Raw genomic sequence first — 16,838 nt, 5'->3', positions numbered from 1 at the left:
TCCACCGTACCGGCCGACCGGGGCTCGGCCACCGGTTCCGCTGGACACCGACCGATCGTTCGCCTGAGCCGAGGGGCACAATCTCCGCAGTGGCAGGACCGGCGCGGCCGCGTTCGCAGCGCCGCGGTCCCGTCGTCGCTGCGACACCGTCGGCGCCGCGGGTCAGCCGCTGAAGCCGCCGGAGTGCGCCATGTCCTTGAACCGCGAGTAGTGGCCCTCGAAGGCGACGGGGATCGTCTTGGTCGCGCCGTTACGGTGCTTGGCCACGATCAGGTCCGCCTCGCCGGCGCGGGCGGACTCCTTCTCGTAGTAGTCCTCGCGGTGGATCAGGAGGATGACGTCGGCGTCCTGCTCGATCGACCCGGACTCTCGCAGGTCCGACATCATCGGGGTCTTGTCGGTGCGGCTGCTCGCTGCCTCGGTTCAGCTGCGAGATCGCGATGACGGGGCAGTCGATCTCCTTGGCCAGCGGCTTCAGTGCTCGGGAGAACTCCGAGACCTCCTGCTGACGGGACTCGACCTTCTTGCCCGAGCTCATCAGCTGCAGGTAGTCGATGACCACGAGACGGAGGTCGTGCTTCTGCTTCAGGCGCCGGCACTTGGCGCGGATCTCCATCAGCGACATGTTCGCGGAGTCGTCCATGAACAGCGGCGCATCGGCGATCCGGCTCATGGCGCGGGCCATGGACTGCCAGTCCCGGTCGTCCATCGAGCCGTCGCGCATGCGGTTCATCGGCACCTGCGACTCGGCCGAGAGCAGACGCATCGTGATCTCGGTCTTGTCCATCTCCAGGGAGAAGATGACCGACGTCTGGCCGTTGTGGATCGAGGCGGAGCGCAAGACGTCCATGCCGAGGGTCGTCTTGCCCATGGCGGGGCGGCCCGCGAAGATGATCATCTGTCCGCCGTGGAGGCCCTGGGTGAGCTCGTCGAGCTCGGCGAAGCCGGTGGGCACGCCGGTGACCTGGCCGCCGCGGTTCTGGGTCGCCTCGATCGCGTTGAGGGTCTCGTCGATCACTTCGCCCAGCGGCAGGAAGTCGTCGCTCTGGCCGCGCTCGGTGACCGCGTAGATCTGGGCCTGCGCCTCGTTGATGACCTCGTCGACCTCGCCGCCGTCGGCCGCGTAGCCGAGCTGGACGATGCGGGTGCCGGCCTCGACGAGGCGTCGCAGCTGGGCGCGCTCGACCACGATCTCGGCGTAGTAGCCGGCGTTCGCGGCGGTGGGGACCATGTCGATGAGGTCCGCGAGATAGGCGCCACCGCCCACGCGCTGCGACTCGCCGCGCTTGGAGAGCTCGTCGGAGACGGTGACCAGGTCGGCGGGCTCGCCGCGGCCGTACAGGTCGATGATCGCCTCGTAGATCATCTCGTGCGCGGGGCGGTAGAAGTCGTTGCCGCGCACGGTCTCGACGACGTCGGCGATCGCGTCCTTGGACAGCATCATGCCGCCCAGCACGCCACGCTCGGCGGCGAGGTCCTGGGGCGGGGTGCGCTCCAGCGCGCGGTCGGATCCGGCTTCGAAGGCTTCGGTGGATGTCACCGAGCCAGTCTAGGAAGTCCGACGGACGGACGGGACGTGATCCTTCCGTCGGTGGAGAGGTCGGTGCTGGGGAGGAGAGGTCGCACGGGCCGACGCCTCCGGCCCGGCCGACGAGCCGTCGCGGCCGACGGCGCCGAGCGGTCGACAGCGCCGAGCGACCTACGGCACAGAGCGACCCACGGCACAGCGCGACCCGAGCCGTCGGCGGGCCGGATGAGGCGCATCCCTCACCTATTCACTCAAACCTTGAAGTCAATGTTTCTCCTCCTCTACGTTCGCCGGGCACTCTCCCCCGACGGAAGGACCCCCATGGCCGCCTCGTCCCGCACCGGAATGGCCTCTGACCTCGGCCTGCTCGTGGCCCGCATCCTGCTCGGCGCGATCTTCGCCGCGCACGGCTACCAGAAGCTCGTCACCTTCGGCCTCGCCGGAGCGACCGAGAGCTTCCGCGGCATGGGGGTGCCAGCCCCCGAGATCGCCGCTCCCGTCGTCGCGATCGTCGAGCTCGTCGGCGGCATCGCGCTGATCGCCGGCGCCTTCACCGGCATCGTCGGCCTGCTCCTCGCGATCGACATGCTCGTCGCCGCGCTCCTCGTGCACCTTCCCCAGGGCGTCTTCATCGACGCCGGCGGCTGGGAGCTGGTCGGCGCGCTCGGCGCCGGTGCGCTCGCGATCGCCGCGGTCGGGGCGGGGCGCTTCTCGCTCGACGCCCTGCTGCGCGGCCGACGCGGCTCCCGCGACCGCGCCTCCTCTGCCGCCGCCGCCGCGGCCTGACCCGGGAGGGTCCCGCTCCGGCGTCTCCGGCCGCCATCACCTGTGCCCGGCACCGGCCCCCGATGGGGGCGGTGCCGGGCACGGTGCATTCGGCTCGGGCTCAGCCGCGCTGGGGCATCCCGAGCACGTAGGAGGCCTGGGCGAGGTGCTGGATCGCGTCGTCGACGATGCTCACCAGGCGGGCGCCGCGGGAGACGGGCGGGTCCCAGGCCTCGTCGACGATGTCGCCGAGGTCGAAGGCGGCGAGCTCGTCGAGGTAGTACTCCAGCGCATCGAAGCAGGCGAGGACGTAGTCCAGCGACCCTTCGCCGTCCTGGACCTCGATCGCGCGGGCCTGCTCGGGGCTGTGGCCGTAGCCGACGGCGTCCCCCTCCGCGCCGAGCCCGAGGCGCTCGCCGAAGTCGCCCCTGGCCCACACCTCCTCCTGGCCAGTGAGCGCGGCGAGCTGGACATCGATCTCGCGCCCGGTGTGCCACAGCGACCCAGGCGATCGAGTTGGGGTGCCCGCCGGGGTGGGCGGCGAGCTCCAGGGGCCCCAGTCGGCCGCGCAGCGAGTCGGCCACGTGACGGGGGCGGGAGGCGAGGTCGCGGAGCAGGTCGATGGCGTCCATGGTCCGACGGTACCCGTCGGCGCGCCCCTCGGTCCGCCGATCGCCGAGGATGGCCGCAGCGAGGGGCGGGCTCCGCTCCAGGACCAGGACCCGGGTCCGGCACATCAGGATGCCTGCGGGCCTGAGGGCCGGAGGGCCTGCGGCGTGGTCAGGTCACGGCGCATGGCGTGCCACTACGGCTATATAGGCATACAGGTACGCCATACGCCACTACTCGACCAGGGCCCCCGCGGCGGGGCGAGAGCAGGGCCGGAAGGGGTTGGGCCAGGCGAGAGCAGGGCCGGGCGAGAGCAGGGCCAGACGAGAGCCGCGCTGGGCCGGGCGAGCAGGAGCGGGGCCAGGCGAGAGCCGGCGGAACAGGTCCGTGCGAAGGCGAACGGGGCAGGTCCGAGCGGGATCCGAGCGGGCGCAGGAGCCGGCCCGGGGAGACGCGGCACAGGTGGGGCGCGGCCGTGCGGTGTTCAGTCCTCGGCGATGACGCCGACGGCCTGATCGGGATGGCGCTGCAGCCAGCTCTCGAGGAAGGGGCAGATCACCAGCACGGGAAGGGCGGCGGCCCGCGCCTCGGCGAGCACGGTGCGCACGAGCACGGAGGTGACGCCCTCGCCGCGGTGCTCGGGGTCGGTGACGGTGTGGATCAGCTCGATCCGGCGCCTTGTGCGCTCGTAGATCATGATCCCGACCACCTCGCCGCCGCGCACCGCCTCATAGCGTCCGGCCCGGGCGTTGTCCCTCACGGCGATCGTCTCCCCGGGCCCATGCGCGTGCTCCTCGGGGAGGCCGTCGGCTCCGATCGTCATGGCAGGGCCCCCTTTCGGCCGGTGCCTCCACGCTACGCCAGGCGGACGTCCCTGTCAGGACCGCGCAGGCGGGTCGCCCCGCCCGGGCCACCCGTCGGCCGCGCGCGTGCGACGATGCTGGACGTGATCCCGGACCCCGCGCGACCCCTCACCCCCTCCCCGCTCCCGACGCACCGGCACCGCAGAGCACGGCCCCGACCGCGGAGGACTCCGCCTTCTCCCGCGCCGCGGACGCGCTGCGCGCCCACCGCGAGCCTTCGGAGGTCTGGGGCGACGAACGGGAGGCCGTGAGCCTCGCTCTGCGCTGGGCGGCCGCGCACACCACCGTCGCCACCGACCCCAAGACCACCGCCCGCGCCGCCGAGGAGCCGCAGGCCGAGGTGGGCGCGACCATCACCGAGGACGGCATCGGCGCCGCCCGCGCGATGGAGCTGTTCGACCAGGTGCTCGCCGCCGGCGACCCGCTCGAGCGAGGACCCGATGAACCTCGCTTACATCCCCGCCGCGCCGACGCGGGCCGCGGTCGCCTTCGACACCGTCGTCTCCGCCGCGAACGTGTTCGGCGGGATCTGGGAGAACGGCGCCGGCGCGATCTTCGCCGAGAACCAGGTCTTGCGCTGGCTCGCGGACCTGCTGGGCTGGCCGGCGGACGCCGCCGGGGTGTTCGTCTCCGGCGGCACCCAGGGGAACCTCTCGGCGCTCGCCACCGCGCGCGACCACGCGGCCGCGCGAGCGGGGCCGACGCCCAGACGGCGGCTGGGCGCTGGCCTGCGCCTCGACCGCCCACTCCTCGGTCGCCTCGGCCGCGCGCCTGCTGGACATGGACGTGGTGAGCGTACCGGTGGACGACCGCGGCCATCTCACCGGCGCCGCGCTCGAGCCGTCGCTGGCGGAGGATCCGCGGATCTGCGCGGTGGTCGCCTCGGGCGGCACCACGAACGCCGGGATCGTCGACGACCTCGCCTCCGTGGTCGAGACCGCGCACCGCCACGGCGCCTGGGTGCACGTGGACGGCGCCTACGGCGGCGCGGCGCTGGCCTCGCCGAGCGCCCGGGCGCGCTTCGCGGGCATCGAGCAGGCCGACTCCTTCATCGTCGACCCGCACAAGTGGCTGTTCGCCCCCTACGACTGCTGCGCGCTGCTGTACCGGGATGCGCGCCCGGCGGCGGCCGCGCACTCCCAGCACGCCGCCTATCTCGATTCGATCGACCGCGGTGAGTCCAACCCCTCTGACCTCGCCGCCCACCTCTCCCGCCGCACCCGCGGCCTGCCGCTGTGGTACTCGCTGGCCACCCACGGCACCGCCGCCTATGCCGCGGCGGTGGACCGCTGCCTGGACTCCGCCCGCACCGTCGCCGACGCGATCCGTGCGAGCGAGCACCTCGAGCCGCTCATGGAGCCGGAGCTGTCGGTGGTGGTGTTCCGTCGGCCGGGCTGGACGCCTGCCGCCTATCGCCTCTGGTCGCAGCGCCTGGCGAAGGACGGGACGATGCTGTGCGTGCCCACCGCGTTCCGGGGCGAGATCGCGCCGCGCCTCGCCTTCGTGAATCCGGCGACGGATCCGCGGGCCGTGATCGCAGTGCTCGAGGAGACGATGCGGGAGGCCGACGGGAGCTGAGCGCTCAGGCGCTCTCCGCCCGCTCGTCGCCGTCGTCCTCGAAGTCGCGCCCGGATCGCACGTCGGCGGCGCGCCCGGCTCCGTGCCCTGCCCCGTGCCCGGTCCGCTCGGCTCCGCCCTCGGCCTCGCGCGCCGCCTCCAGCTCCGTCACGAGCCTCGCGACCCGGGCGGCGTCCTCGTCGCGGCCCAGCGCCTCGTAGGCGGAGCGGGCCCGGCGGGCGGCGCGGCGCGCGGCCGCGGTCTCGCCGCGCCGGGCGAGCAGGTCGGCGTGGCGGTCGTCGAGATAGGCCGCCCAGTAGCGGGCGCGCGCGTCGTGCCCCTCGGGCATCTGTCCGATCGCCTCGAGCACCTCGCGGCGGCGGGCCTCGTAGCCGGCCTGGTCGGTCCCCTGCTCCCCGCGGGCGAGCGCATCGCCGGCGACGATCAGCACCCCCATCCGGGCATCGACCAGGTGGTCCCACAGCGGCTCGGGCGGCAGGTCCCAGCCGGAGTCGGGGCGGGTGCGGCGCTCGATCTCGCGGGCGGCGACGTGCACCGCCCCGGAGCGCCCCAGGTCCAGCGCCCGCCGCATCGCCAGGGCGTTCGCGCTGAGCTCGGTGCGCGCCTCTCGGAGCGCTCCTCGCGCGGGGTGTCGAGGTCGTCGACGAGCCAGCGCGCCGCCGCGGCCAGGCGCTGCGCCTCCCCGAGGGAGGCCGCGTGGTCGCCGGCGCGCTCGTGGAGGCTCGCGGCCAGCCGTGCCGCCTCGAGCAGGGAGCGGTGGTCACGGTGCTCGCGAGCGAGGGCGCGGGCCTGTTCGAGCGGCACCCACAGCGCGTCCAGCCGCTCGGCCTGGAGGCGCTGGGCGGTGACGGCCAGGAGCGGGGCGATCCGCGACCGGTCCTGCTCGAGGGTGCGCTGGAGGGACAGCAGGCGCCCTGCGGTGAAGCCCGCGAGATCCGTCGCGCCGGCCGCCATCAGCGCCTGCGGCAGGGAGGTGATCAGCCCGATCCGCAGCGGGGGTCGTCCACGTCGGCGAGCCCGCCGAGCGCCTCGAGGGCGTGGTGCGCGGCGACGACGGGCCGCTCCTGCCGGAGCAAGCGGGCGAGGAGGGCGTGGGCCCCGGTCTCCAGGCGCCAGGGGTCCGCGGGGGCCTCGCCGCGCTCCGTCGCCTGCTGCGCGGTCAGCTCGAGCACGTCGAGGGCGAGGCTCACGGCCCCGTCGACGTCCCCGACGGCCTCGAGGGCCTGCGCGAGCCGGAGCCGCGGCTCGCGCTCGGGGTCCTCGAGCGGCGCCTCGCGCACCTCGGGAAGGGCGGCGAGCGCGGCACGGAACCGGGCCACGGCGCGGCGCGGGTCGACGGTGCCGCCCCGCCCCCCGTCCGGACCGGGCAGGGAGCTGGCCTCGAGGGCGCGCACGACGGCGAGCATCGGTGCGGAGGCGCGGAGGGCCTCGCCGCGGCGTCGACCCCGGCCCCCGGTGCCCGTCCGGTCGGGCGCCTCGGCGAGCGGGCCGCGCTCGAGCAGGACCTGCACCACGGCCGCGGCCTGCTCGGTGCGTCCGCTGCGGTGCGACAGGGGAGACGAGGTCCGCGGAGTCGCTCTCGGCCTGCGCGGCGTCCCCGCTCCGCGGCGCGCCGCGCGCCGCCGCCCGCAGCGGCGCGGCGCGGTCCGCGGGGAGGGCGGTGCGGCGTCGGAACTCCGCGGCGAGGCGGCGCGCCTCCTGGAGGCGTCCGGCCGAGATGAGATCGCTCACCCGGGCGGCCGCCTGCGCCACGTCCCGGGGGCGGGCGAGCGGGAGCTCGGCGGGGTGCGGCGCGATGCGCGCGCCTCGGGTCCGGGCAGGTCCCGCCCGGCGCGGTCGTCGCCCGGCACCGGCGGCGAGGCGGCACCTGAGGTCATCACACGACGAAACCTACCAAGCCGGGCATCGCCCGGCCTGCCCTCGCGCTCGGGCATCCTCCAGGGCTTCTCCGTACACTGTTCCCGGTCGCGCCGCCGCGGTGCGACGTCCCGCGCCGCCCGCCGACCCGATCCTGAGAGAGAGGTGGAAGGTGACCGTCGACCTCACCGCGGACCCGTCGGCTCATGCCGACGACGACAGGGACCGGACCACGAGGGCACGGAGCGCAGGGGCTCCCTCCCCGAGTCCGCCGCATCCCCGGGCCCCGTCGGAACCCCGGATCCGCACGCGTCGATGCCGACCACCGGCCGCTACGCCGGCCATCTCCACTTCGACAAGACGATCACCCCCGTCTGCGCGCACCGACTTCGACGTCGAGGCGTACACCAGGCGCGGCACCCGCCGGATCGCCGTCGACACCGAGCTCCTCGCCTCCCAGGAGCCGCTGCGCGACCAGGAGCGCCTCGCCCTCGGCGTGCTGCAGCGCATGGAGTCCTCCGGGCTCGCCGAGGCGCGGACGATGCTCTCGACCGTGACCGCGAACGAGGCCCGGATCACCGCCTTCCTCGCGACCTGGCTGGTGGACCGCCACTGGCAGGCCCGTGCGGCGCGCGATCTGCTCACCGGCGACCATCCCGTCGAGCGCCCCGCCCCGTCCCGTCGGCCGAGCCGCCTTGCCGTCTTCGCACCGCCTCCACGTGGACCGCGTCCAGCCGCTGCTGACCCCGCTGTGGAACGCCGCGGCCGGGGAGCCCGTCGCCGCCGGCCACATGGCCCGCATGGCGATCCAGGAGGCCTCGCTCGTGGCGGGCCTCGACGCGATCGCACGGCGCCTGGGCGGCGAGGCCGAGCGCGTGGTCCGCACCGTGCGCGCCCGCCAGGAGGCGGCGGTCGACTTCTTCACCCAGGAGGCCATCGGCCGCATCACCCGCTCGCGCAAGGAGGCCGTCGTCGCACGGCTCGTGCTGAGCCTGGGCTCCCCGCGCACGGCGGCGGCGTCCCCGACCCCGACCTCGACGCAGCGCTGCAGGTGCTGGGCGCGGATCCCCGCGACCGCGCCGGCCTCCACCGCGCCCGACGGGAGATCACCCGGTCGCTGCCCGGCCCGGACCTCCCCGACGCCCACCTGCTCTCCCTGCCCCGTTCCGGAGCGTGACATGGCCTTCGACATCGATCATTTCGCCGAGACCTCGCTGCCCGTCAAGTACGCGGATCTCGACTTCGACCTCTTCGACGAGCGACCGCTGGACGCGCAGACCCTGCGCTCCCTGCGCTACATGTGCGACGTCGAGTACCACACCTCCTGCTTCCTGCGCGATCTGCTGGTGACCCCCTCGCACCGCGAGGAGGAGGCCGGCGGCTTCATGACCGTGTGGAACCGCGAGGAGTACTGGCACGGCGAGGCCCTCGCCCGGGTGCTCGGCCGGCACGGGATCGTCGTGGACTACGACGAGGTCAAGGCCAAGCGCGTCAAGCTCGGCTGGCGTGCCGCGCTCGGTCCGATGAAGCAGTCCTCGCTGTCGAACCTGGTGGGCAAGGACTTCCTCGCGGTGCACATGACCTGGGGCGCGGCCAACGAGCTCTCCGCCGTGGCCGCCTACCGTCGGCTCTCCGCCATGGTCGACCACCCGGTGATGACTCCGCTGCTCAAGCGGATCGCGCAGCAGGGAGACGCGGCACGTCGCCTACTACACGACCTCGGCGCGGAGGTACCTCGAGGCCTCCGAGCGCGCGCCGAAGCTGGTGCGCCTGGTGATGTCGAAGGTGTGGAAGCCGGTGGGCGCGGGATGATGGACGAGTCCGAGGTGCGCCACGTCATGAACCACCTCTTCGCCCATCAGGGCGACGAGCTGGACAAGCTCGACAAGCGGGTCCAGAAGATGCACGGCCTGGACGGGCTGACGATCTTCCGCAACGCCTTCGCGCGCCTCGGTGTACCTGCCTGACCTGCAGATTCTTTCCTGAGATCCGTCTCATCATCGCTTCATCGGCGCTTCATCCGACGTCGGTTCACTGCTCCTCGTACGGCAGACCCGCCCCAGGGTCCGCCACGGACCCACCCACCGAGGAGCCCCGAGATGACGATCCTGCACCCCGAGACCACCGCCGCGCCGCTCACCGCCACGAGCTCCGCGAGGGCGCCGCAGGACGTGCGCTCCCGCGTCGAGCGCGCCAAGCACTCCTTCTCCACCCGCACCGTCGGCGCGCACCTGCGCCGCGCCCGCGAGGTCGAGCTGATCACCGGCGAGCACGTCCCGCGGCCCGGCGAGGTGCTCCTCGCCGAGGTGACGAAGGTCGGCCATCACAAGCGCCTGGAGAGCCCCGTCTCCCGCCGCCAGATCCTCTTTCCCGGCGACGAGATCGTCGTCGCCTACGGCGACCGCTACGCCGCCGACCAGTTCCTCGCGATGATCCCCGGCGACCTCGGTCCCGCCCATCTCGCGGCCGCCGGCGGTCTCGCCTCCCGCGTGCTCGAGCGGCCTCCGGCGTCGGCTCCCCCACCGAGATCGAGCCGATCGGTGTGATCCGCGACGAGCACGGCCCGCTCACCCTCGCCCGCACCGCCGCCCACCAGGTGCTGCGCTCGATCACCGCACGCACCGACCGCCCCGCCCATCACGCCCCCGTCATCGCCGTGCTCGGCACCTCGATGAACTCCGGGAAGTCGACGGTGCTGGCCCATCTCGCGCACGGCCTCGCCGCGGCAGGTCTGCGCGTCGCCGCAGGGAAGGTGACCGGCACCGGCGCGGGCAACGACGTGGGCCTCTTCCTCGACGCGGGCGCGCACCGCGTCCTGGACTTCACCGACTTCGGCTACTCCTCCACCTTCCAGGTCGACGTCGAGGAGGTGCGGGACCTGTTCCTGTCGATGGCCGACGAGCTCGCCGGCGGCGCCGCCCGTCCCGACGTGGTGTCGCTGGAGATCGCCGACGGCGTGTACCAGGGCGAGACCGCGCGCCTGCTCGCCGATGCCGAGGTCGGAGGGGTCGTGGACCGGGTCGTGTTCGCGGCCGGCGACGCCCTGGGCGCCGTCGGCGGCGTCACCGCGCTCGCAGACCTCGGTCGGGCGCCGTCGGTCGTCTCCGGCGTGGTGACCAGCTCGCCGCTGGCGACCGCGGAGGCGCGCCGCGCCCTGGATGTGCCCGTGGTCTCCACCTTCGACCTCACCGAGGCGGAGGTGGCCCACGGGCTGGTCGAGGACCTGCTGGAGGAGCGCATCGCCGATGCGTCGTGACCGTGCGGCGAGCCGACCGGAAGGCGGGGCGATGCGTCGTCAGCGCGAGCCGGAGCCGCAGGCGAACGGGTCGCTGAAGAACCCTCCACCGCTGCCCCCGCTGATGAGGGGACGGCGTCGGCTGTGGCTGACCGGGCTGGTGGCTCTGGGCCTCGGGCAGGCGGCGCTCGGCGCGCTGTCCGCCTGGGCGCTGGTGACCCTGCAGAGCGCCCCCGCGGGCATGTCCCCGATCCTGCTGCGGGCCCTGCTGCTGCTGGTGCTGACCGCGCTGGCGATCGGGGCGCTGACCGTGCACCAGCGCGTGCTCGCCGAGAAGCTCGGCCAGGACTACGTCCACCAGCCGCGCCTGACCCTGCTGGGCGATGCGCTCACCCCCGGGCACTCGGCCTCGCTCGGCGTGACCGTCGCCCGCACCACCAACGACCTCTCCGGGGTGCGCAACTGGGTCTCCCAGGGCATCGCCCCGCTGACCGTCGGGGTGCCGCTGATCCTGGGCAGTCTGGGAACCCTCGTCGTCTTGCATCCGCCGCTCGCCCTCGCGATGGCGGTGCCGCTGGTCGTGCTGGGGCTGTGCCTGCTGGTGTGGGCGCGGACCGCGCTGATCAAGACCCGGCGCATGCGCCGCACCCGCGGCCGTCTCGCCTCCCGCATCGCCGACACCGTCACCGCCTCCGAGGGGATCCTCGCCGCGGGCGGGTCGAAGCGGGAGCCGCGCAACCTGCGCGAGGCCTCGGGGAACCTGGTGGAGATCGCGGTGGACCGGGCCGAGACCGTCGGCACCCTCCGCGCCGGCGGCGTGGTCGCCTCGACCCTGACCACACTGCTGGTGGCTGCGACCGGGATCTACCTGGGCCAGTCCCCGGGCGTGACCATGGCGGCGATGGCCGTGGCCGGGATCGCCTCCTCGCCGGTGCTGGAGATCGGGCGGATCGTCGAGTACCGACAGACCCTCCTCGCGGCCCGGATGGTGCTGGGCCCGGCACTGGCCGGGGCCGAGCGGCCGCCGCCGCGCGCCGAGGAGCGCCGCCGGCTCTCCGCCCAGGTCGAGGCCCCGAACGCGGTGGCCGACGGGTCCGCATCGGTGCACCTGCAGCCGCCCGGTCTCACTGCGGGCGATGCACCGCTGGTGGCCGGGCTCCGGGACCGGGTGCGCCTGGTCTCCGAGGATCCGCGCGCCCCGCAGGAGCCGCTGCGCCGGGTGCTGGAGCTCTCCCCCGGCCCCGAGCTCGCCGCACCGGACTCGGTGTGGGTCGACGGGCAGAACCTGCGCACGCTCGGCCCGAAGCGGGTGCGGCGCCTGGTGGGCCATGCCGCCGCCGGCACCGTGTTCGAGCGCGGGACCGTGGGGCGGGCGCCGCGCTACCGCCGCCCCGACCTCGACGCCGCCCACGACCAGGAGATCCTCGACCTGGTGGGGCTTGACGTCGACTCCCTCCCCCGCGGGGGTCGCACCCCGCGCGCCGCGGCGGGGAGCCGCTGGACCGCTCGGACCGGGCCCGACTCGCACTCGCCCGCGCGATGTACGGCACCCCGCCGCTGCTGCTGATCGACGGCCTCGAGGGCGACCTCGACGACGACGGCCGGCGCATGCTGGACCGGGTGCTGAGCTCCTATCCGGGCGTGGTGGTGATGGCCGGCTCCGGGAGGCTCGCGCGCTGGCTGGGCGCGCGCGAGCACCGGCCGCACGCCCTGCAGGCCGGGACGATGCCGCGGCGGGAGCCAGTGGGCGGCCACGCCGACGGCGAGGACGAGGACTGAGGCCTCCCCGGCATCCCGCACAGGCGGGGTGCCGGGGAGTCGGAGAGAATGAGCCCGGACGGAGCCATTGCCGTCCGGGCTCTGTCTGTGCTCCGGGCTCTGTCTGTGCGGAAACGATGCCTGCGGGGCCGGCTCAGTTGTCGGCCGAAGGGCGGCGTCGTGCCGGCTCAGTCGTCATCGTCATCATCGTCGTCATCGTCATCATCGTCGTCGTCGCACTCGAGCTCGCCGTCGTCCCATTCGCAGACGCCGGAGGGACGCCGCGGAGGCGCCGGTGCGGGCTTCGCGGGCGCGGGCCTCGAGCCCTCCGAGGAAGAGCCGCCGGACGAAGAGCCTCCGGAGGAGGACCCGCCAGAGGATCCACCGGAGGAGGAGCCCTCGGAGGAGGAGCCGCCGGTCGAGGGCTGCTGCTCGGCCGGGGCGGCGGGCGCAGGGGCAGGGGCCGGCTCGGGCTCGGGTTCGGGCGAGGGCTCGGCCTCGATCGCACCGACGCCGGTGTCGGAGTGGATCCCGCGCACCGGTCGCTCGGTCGCGGCCGGGCGGGGCGGCCGCCACGGCGGAGCCGTCGGCCGACGGATCCGCGCCCGCGGCCGCCGGGTCGGTCCCGTCGGCGGAGCCGGGGTCCTCCCCGCCGGCGACCCCACCGGCGCGGGCGTCGCCGCCGGCATCGGAGGCGTCGCCGATCGTGATCCCGGCCCGCTCCTGCGGGGCCTCCTCCTCGACCGAGGGCGCACGGCGAGCGCGGCCGCGGCGAGTGCGACGGACACGATGATCCCGGTGGTGCGAAGAGCCTTCATGTCGGCGAGGCTCCCAGCGCGCGATGAGACGCCTGTGAAGGATCGATGAGAGGACTCTCATGAACCGGCGTCGCGGGCCGTGGCCTGCGGCGACGCGGCCTCGAGAGGGGCGGCCGGTGAGACGCGCGGCCGGACCGCGGACCCGGCCGGAGAGCGGGTGCGGCCGACGAAGCCTCGACCCGCGAAGGCGCGACCGGCGGGGGCGCTCAGGCGGTGGGGTCGACCATCTTGTAGCCCGCCCCGCGCACGGTCACCAGGCGGGGCGCGCCGAGCTTGCCGCGCAGGTAGCCGACGTACACGTCCACCACGTTCGAGGCGCCGTCATAGTCGTAGCCCCACACCTTCGACAGCAGCAGGTCGCGGGTGAGGACCTGGCCCGGATTCTCCAGGAACACGCGCGCCATGGTGAACTCGCGCGAGGACAGCTCCACCTCGCGCGGGGCGCCGTCGACGGTGCACTCGGCGATACGGTCGCGCAGGTCCAGGGACAGGTCCCCGAGGGTGAGCACATCGGCGCTGACGGCGCCGGCGCCGGCGGTCGCCTCCCGGGCCCGCGGCTTCACCCGCGCCAGCGGCTCCTCGAAGCGGAAGGGCTTGGCGATGTAGTCGTTCGCGCCGCTCTCGAGCCCCTGCACCGTGTCCTCCACGCCGGTGCGGGCGGTGACCATCAGGATCGGGATCTGCACGTCCATGCCGCGCGCCGCCTTCAGCACCTGGAAGCCGTCCATGCGCGGCAGGCCCACGTCGAGGATCAGCAGGTCGAACTCCCCGCCGGAGGCGAGGTCGAGCGCGGCGATGCCGTCCTCCACCACGGTGGTCGCGTAGCCGTTGGCCTTCAGGCCCCGCTCCATGAAGCGCGCGATCCGCGCCTCGTCCTCGGCGATGAGGATCCTCATCCCTGCTCCCTCCGGGGTGGCTCGTCGGTCTCGTCGTCGGAGCGGTGCGTCGCCCGCGTCCCAGTATGACCGCTCCCGGGCTCCGCACCCTCGCCGACAGCACTGGGGGCCTCGGCGCTGAACTGCGGGAACACGATCGTGAAGGTCGATCCCCTGCCGAGCCGGGAGAGCGACCGCACCGCCCCGGCGTGGCCCTCCGCGATCGCCTGCACGATCGGCAGGCCCAGCCCGGAGCCGGCGCCACGCGCGCCCTCGGCCCGGGTGAAGCGCTCGAAGACGCGCCGCTGGTCCTCCTCGGCGATGCCCACGCCCTCGTCGCGCACGCTGACGTGGATCTCCGGCCCCTCGGGCCCGAGCACCTGGTCCACGCCGAGCCAGATCCGGCTCCCCTCGTCGCTGTAGCGCACCGCGTTGGCGGCGAGCCGCACGACCGCCTGCGTGAGACGCCGCTCGTCGGCCTCGGCGACCACGTCGGCCGTGCGCTCGAGGATCCACTCCCGCTCCCCGATGTGCTCGATGCGGGCGAAGGCGGAGCGGGTGAAGGAGGCGAGGTCCACCGGGCGGAGCTTCACGTAGTCGGGGCGGGAGGAGGCGGCGAGCTCGGAGAGGTCCCCGACCACGCGGCCCATCCGGTCCAGCTCCTCCATCGCGATCCGGTGCGACTCGGCGACGTCGTCGGGGTCCTGCACGTCGGTGGTCTCCAGCGTGCCGCGCACGATGGTGAGCGGGGTGCGCGACTCGTGGCCGACGTCGCTCATGAAGCGGCGCCGCTCGGCGAAGCCCTCCTGGATCCGCTCGAGCATGCGGTTGAAGTTCTGGGCGAGCGCGGAGATGTCGTCCCCGCCGTCCGGGACCTGCACCCGGTGCTCGAGATCCGTGACCGTGACCTGCTCGGTCGCGCCGCGCAGGTCCACCAGCGGCCGCAGCAGACGCCCGGTGACGACATAGCCCACCCAGCCGGCCAGCAGCGGCGCCAGCACGGACATCCCCGAGAACAGCGCCACGCTCTGCCACAGCTCGCGTCGCTGCGCGCCGATGTCGTTGGCGACCACGAACACGCCCTGCTCGCTCGTCGCCGGCCACCGAGACCGACGCGATCAGCACGCGCAGGTCCCGGCCGTGGGCCTCCATCGACACGATCACGGTCCTGTCCGGCACCTGCGCGTCGAGGATCTCGGCCAGAACCATCTCGGACTCGGCCGTGATCGCCGCGGCCTCGGCGTGCGAGGCGTCCTCGGGCGGCTCGGGCAGCGCGCGAAGTCCTGCTGGCGGGGCTGGTAGCGCTTCTCCCCGTCGATCAGGGCGATCACCGACTCGTGGTCGGAGGGGGCGGCGGAGTCGGTGGCGTTGACCAGCACGCTGTCGACCGTGGTGTGGATCGTCTCGCCGTCCGCGTCGGTGGAGTTGGCGATCAGCGAGAGCTCGCTGTGCTCCTGCCACAGCTCGGCCTCGACCCGCTGGTCCAGGGCCCGGAACTGCGCGGCGAAGGTGAGCACGCCCGTGACGGCGAGGCCGCCGGCGATGAAGACGAGCAGGGTCGAGAGCACGCGGGTGCGGACCGTCCAGCGGCTCGGCCCGCGCGGGGTGCGGGTGCGGGACGGGCGGCGCGAGGTGCAGGTGCCGATCGGGCGGGTCTCGTCGGCCACCACGTGCTCCTCCCGCTCGTGCTCCGGATCCCACCTGGTCCCGGAGCGGGACGGTGCGGGGGCCATGGTCGGCTGATGGCGTATACGGCACCACTATGCCAATAACGGCATAGAGGTACGCCATGCGCCATCACCTGACCATCCCCCGTCCGACGGGGACGGCGGGGAGGGCGGGGAGGGACAGGCACGGAGCAGGCTGGGGCGGGCCGGCCGGGACGGGGCGGGACGGGCAGGCCGGAACGGGGCGGGACGGGGCGGGGCGGGCAGGCCGTGAGACGCCGGGACCCGGGAGGGGCCGGGCGACGCGTGGTCGCCCGGCCCCTCCCGGGTCCGCCCCGTGGATCAGTCGCGGCCGAGGCGCCGCTTCACGATCCCCACGATCCCGCCGCGCTCCTTCATCGACCGGCCCTTCCGGCCCTGACCGTCGGCCCCGGAGCCGGAGGCGCCGCGCAGGTCAGGACGCCGCTGGGCGAGGTCCCGCCGCTGGTCGGTGAGCGTCGCACGACGGCCGGGTGCCGAGGATGCGCCGCGCCCGGATCGGATGCCAGCGCCCGTCGAGCCCGGGTCGATGCCGGCGCCCGTCACGCCACCGTTCCCGGCGGCCCCGGCGGGCGTCGCCCCGCCGGCCGTCGTGCCGCCGGTTCCGGCCGTGCCGACGGTGCCGACGGTGCCGCCGGCCTCGCTCGCGGCGAGGTGGTCGACCGGGGCATCGCCCTCGGCCTCGCGCCGCCCGGCCTCCGCACGGCGCGAGCGGCCGTTGCGACGCTCCGCGGTGCGGGCCTCCTCCTTCAGCCGGCGCCGCTCCCCCGGGCCCTCCGCCATCCGGTACAGCACCGGCACGATCACGAGGGTGAGCAGGGTGGAGGAGATCAGACCGCCGATGACCACCACGGCCAGCGGCTGGGCGATGAACCCGCCGTTGCCGGTGATCCCCAGCGCCATCGGGACGAGCGCGAAGATCGTCGCCGCCGCGGTCATCAGGATCGGGCGCAGACGCTTGGAGGCGCCGAGGTGCGCCGCCTCGTCCAGAGCCATCCCGTGGCGTCGGTACTGGTTGACCAGGTCGATCAGCACGATCGCGTTGGTGACCACGATGCCCACCAGCATCAGCAGGCCGATCATCGACGGCGACCCCAGCGGCACCCCGGTGATGACCAGCAGGCCCAGCGAGCCGATCGCCGCGAAGGGGATCGAGACCAGCAGGATCAGCGGCTGGATCAGGGACTTGAAGATCCACACCAGCAAAGACGTACACCAGCAGGATCGCGGCGACCATGGCGATGCC

Annotated in this window: 17 protein-coding genes and 2 pseudogenes; 9 read left to right on the top strand and 10 right to left on the bottom strand. The window is 74.3% G+C overall.

Features of this window, described 5'->3' with window-relative positions:
- Positions 1-162 precede the first annotated feature (162 nt).
- A pseudogene (gene dnaB, locus WKH84_RS15975) lies at positions 163-1,540 on the bottom strand (replicative DNA helicase).
- A gap of 309 nt (positions 1,541-1,849) precedes the next feature.
- Here dnaB and WKH84_RS15970 point away from each other — a divergent pair.
- The gene (locus WKH84_RS15970) at positions 1,850-2,314 is read left to right on the top strand and encodes a DoxX family protein (protein WP_341854382.1); all 465 of its coding nucleotides are present in this window, start codon (positions 1,850-1,852) and stop codon (positions 2,312-2,314) included.
- A gap of 100 nt (positions 2,315-2,414) precedes the next feature.
- Here WKH84_RS15970 and WKH84_RS15965 read toward each other — a convergent pair whose 3' ends face one another.
- Together WKH84_RS15965 and WKH84_RS15960 are read right to left on the bottom strand one after the other, a co-directional pair.
- Complete coding sequence (locus WKH84_RS15965) at positions 2,415-2,732, bottom strand: hypothetical protein (RefSeq protein WP_341854381.1); 318 nt, start codon at positions 2,730-2,732, stop codon at positions 2,415-2,417.
- Positions 2,733-3,386: 654 nt separating this feature from the next.
- A complete protein-coding gene (locus tag WKH84_RS15960) occupies positions 3,387-3,725 on the bottom strand; it encodes a GNAT family N-acetyltransferase (protein WP_341854380.1) in 339 nt (112 codons plus the stop codon).
- Between the two features lie 287 nt (positions 3,726-4,012).
- On the opposite strand from WKH84_RS15960, the gene WKH84_RS15955 reads away from it, so the two are divergent.
- Positions 4,013-4,558, top strand: a complete 546-nt coding sequence (locus WKH84_RS15955; protein ID WP_341854379.1) for a hypothetical protein — start codon at positions 4,013-4,015, stop codon at positions 4,556-4,558.
- On the top strand, positions 4,546-5,343 hold the full coding sequence (locus tag WKH84_RS15950) for an aminotransferase class V-fold PLP-dependent enzyme (RefSeq protein WP_341854378.1): 798 nt from the start codon (positions 4,546-4,548) through the stop codon (positions 5,341-5,343). The genes WKH84_RS15955 and WKH84_RS15950 overlap by 13 nt, the downstream gene beginning before the upstream one ends.
- A 4-nt stretch (positions 5,344-5,347) precedes the next feature.
- On the opposite strand, the gene WKH84_RS15945 is transcribed toward WKH84_RS15950, so the two are convergent.
- Complete coding sequence (locus WKH84_RS15945) at positions 5,348-5,914, bottom strand: hypothetical protein (protein ID WP_341854377.1); 567 nt, start codon at positions 5,912-5,914, stop codon at positions 5,348-5,350.
- A gap of 406 nt (positions 5,915-6,320) precedes the next feature.
- Complete coding sequence (locus WKH84_RS15940; RefSeq protein ID WP_341854376.1) at positions 6,321-6,854, bottom strand: hypothetical protein; 534 nt, start codon at positions 6,852-6,854, stop codon at positions 6,321-6,323.
- A 518-nt stretch (positions 6,855-7,372) separates the two neighbouring features.
- Here WKH84_RS15940 and WKH84_RS15935 point away from each other — a divergent pair.
- From WKH84_RS15935 to WKH84_RS15910, 6 genes and pseudogenes are all read left to right on the top strand, one after another.
- A complete protein-coding gene (locus WKH84_RS15935; RefSeq protein WP_341854375.1) occupies positions 7,373-8,377 on the top strand; it encodes a hypothetical protein in 1,005 nt (334 codons plus the stop codon).
- A gap of 1 nt (position 8,378) precedes the next feature.
- Positions 8,379-9,167 (top strand): annotated as a pseudogene (locus tag WKH84_RS15930) (ferritin-like domain-containing protein).
- 132 nt (positions 9,168-9,299) lie between these two features.
- A complete protein-coding gene (locus WKH84_RS15925; protein WP_341854374.1) occupies positions 9,300-9,746 on the top strand; it encodes a hypothetical protein in 447 nt (148 codons plus the stop codon).
- Positions 9,743-10,456, top strand: a complete 714-nt coding sequence (locus WKH84_RS15920; protein ID WP_341854373.1) for a hypothetical protein — start codon at positions 9,743-9,745, stop codon at positions 10,454-10,456. Before WKH84_RS15925 ends, WKH84_RS15920 begins: the two co-directional genes overlap by 4 nt.
- Positions 10,457-10,487: 31 nt before the next feature.
- Entirely contained in the window at positions 10,488-12,002 is a 1,515-nt protein-coding gene (locus WKH84_RS15915) for an ABC transporter transmembrane domain-containing protein (RefSeq protein ID WP_341854372.1), read from the top strand.
- Complete coding sequence (locus tag WKH84_RS15910) at positions 11,975-12,214, top strand: hypothetical protein (RefSeq protein ID WP_341854371.1); 240 nt, start codon at positions 11,975-11,977, stop codon at positions 12,212-12,214. The genes WKH84_RS15915 and WKH84_RS15910 overlap by 28 nt, the downstream gene beginning before the upstream one ends.
- 167 nt (positions 12,215-12,381) lie before the next feature.
- Here the strand turns inward: WKH84_RS15910 and WKH84_RS15905 are convergent, their stop codons facing one another.
- The 5 genes from WKH84_RS15905 to WKH84_RS15885 form a co-directional block, all read right to left on the bottom strand.
- Positions 12,382-13,011, bottom strand: coding sequence for a hypothetical protein (locus tag WKH84_RS15905; protein ID WP_341854370.1), 630 nt, complete (start codon positions 13,009-13,011; stop codon positions 12,382-12,384).
- A gap of 206 nt (positions 13,012-13,217) precedes the next feature.
- Positions 13,218-13,907 carry a response regulator transcription factor gene (locus tag WKH84_RS15900; protein ID WP_341854369.1) on the bottom strand — a complete coding sequence of 230 codons (690 nt, stop codon included), beginning with the start codon at positions 13,905-13,907 and terminating at the stop codon, positions 13,218-13,220.
- Complete coding sequence (locus tag WKH84_RS15895) at positions 13,904-14,965, bottom strand: HAMP domain-containing sensor histidine kinase (protein ID WP_341854368.1); 1,062 nt, start codon at positions 14,963-14,965, stop codon at positions 13,904-13,906. The genes WKH84_RS15900 and WKH84_RS15895 overlap by 4 nt, the downstream gene beginning before the upstream one ends.
- 81 nt (positions 14,966-15,046) lie before the next feature.
- Positions 15,047-15,553, bottom strand: coding sequence for a hypothetical protein (locus WKH84_RS15890; RefSeq protein WP_341854367.1), 507 nt, complete (start codon positions 15,551-15,553; stop codon positions 15,047-15,049).
- Between the two features lie 342 nt (positions 15,554-15,895).
- Positions 15,896-16,792, bottom strand: a complete 897-nt coding sequence (locus WKH84_RS15885; protein WP_341856923.1) for an efflux RND transporter permease subunit — start codon at positions 16,790-16,792, stop codon at positions 15,896-15,898.
- Between the last annotated feature and the right edge of the window lie 46 nt (positions 16,793-16,838).

Origin of the sequence: Brachybacterium sp. GPGPB12 (assembly GCF_038396325.1) — a bacterium.
GTDB classification, from domain to species: Bacteria; Actinomycetota; Actinomycetes; order Actinomycetales; family Dermabacteraceae; genus Brachybacterium; species Brachybacterium conglomeratum.
The sequence above is the reverse complement of the archived record's forward strand: the minus strand, read 5'-3'. Positions and strand labels throughout refer to the sequence as shown.

Bases quoted from the DNA above. Each gene is read 5' to 3' on its own strand.
- WKH84_RS15970 (WP_341854382.1), top strand. From the start codon at position 1,850: ATGGCCGCCTCGTCCCGCACCGGAATGGCCTCTGACCTCGGCCTGCTC.
- WKH84_RS15960 (WP_341854380.1), bottom strand. From the start codon at position 3,725: ATGACGATCGGAGCCGACGGCCTCCCCGAGGAGCACGCGCATGGGCCC.
- WKH84_RS15950 (WP_341854378.1), top strand. From the start codon at position 4,546: ATGGACGTGGTGAGCGTACCGGTGGACGACCGCGGCCATCTCACCGGC.
- WKH84_RS15945 (WP_341854377.1), bottom strand. From the start codon at position 5,914: ATGCGGCGGGCGCTGGACCTGGGGCGCTCCGGGGCGGTGCACGTCGCC.
- WKH84_RS15925 (WP_341854374.1), top strand. From the start codon at position 9,300: ATGACGATCCTGCACCCCGAGACCACCGCCGCGCCGCTCACCGCCACG.
- WKH84_RS15915 (WP_341854372.1), top strand. From the start codon at position 10,488: ATGCGTCGTCAGCGCGAGCCGGAGCCGCAGGCGAACGGGTCGCTGAAG.
- WKH84_RS15910 (WP_341854371.1), top strand. From the start codon at position 11,975: ATGTACGGCACCCCGCCGCTGCTGCTGATCGACGGCCTCGAGGGCGAC.
- WKH84_RS15905 (WP_341854370.1), bottom strand. From the start codon at position 13,011: ATGAAGGCTCTTCGCACCACCGGGATCATCGTGTCCGTCGCACTCGCC.
- WKH84_RS15900 (WP_341854369.1), bottom strand. From the start codon at position 13,907: ATGAGGATCCTCATCGCCGAGGACGAGGCGCGGATCGCGCGCTTCATG.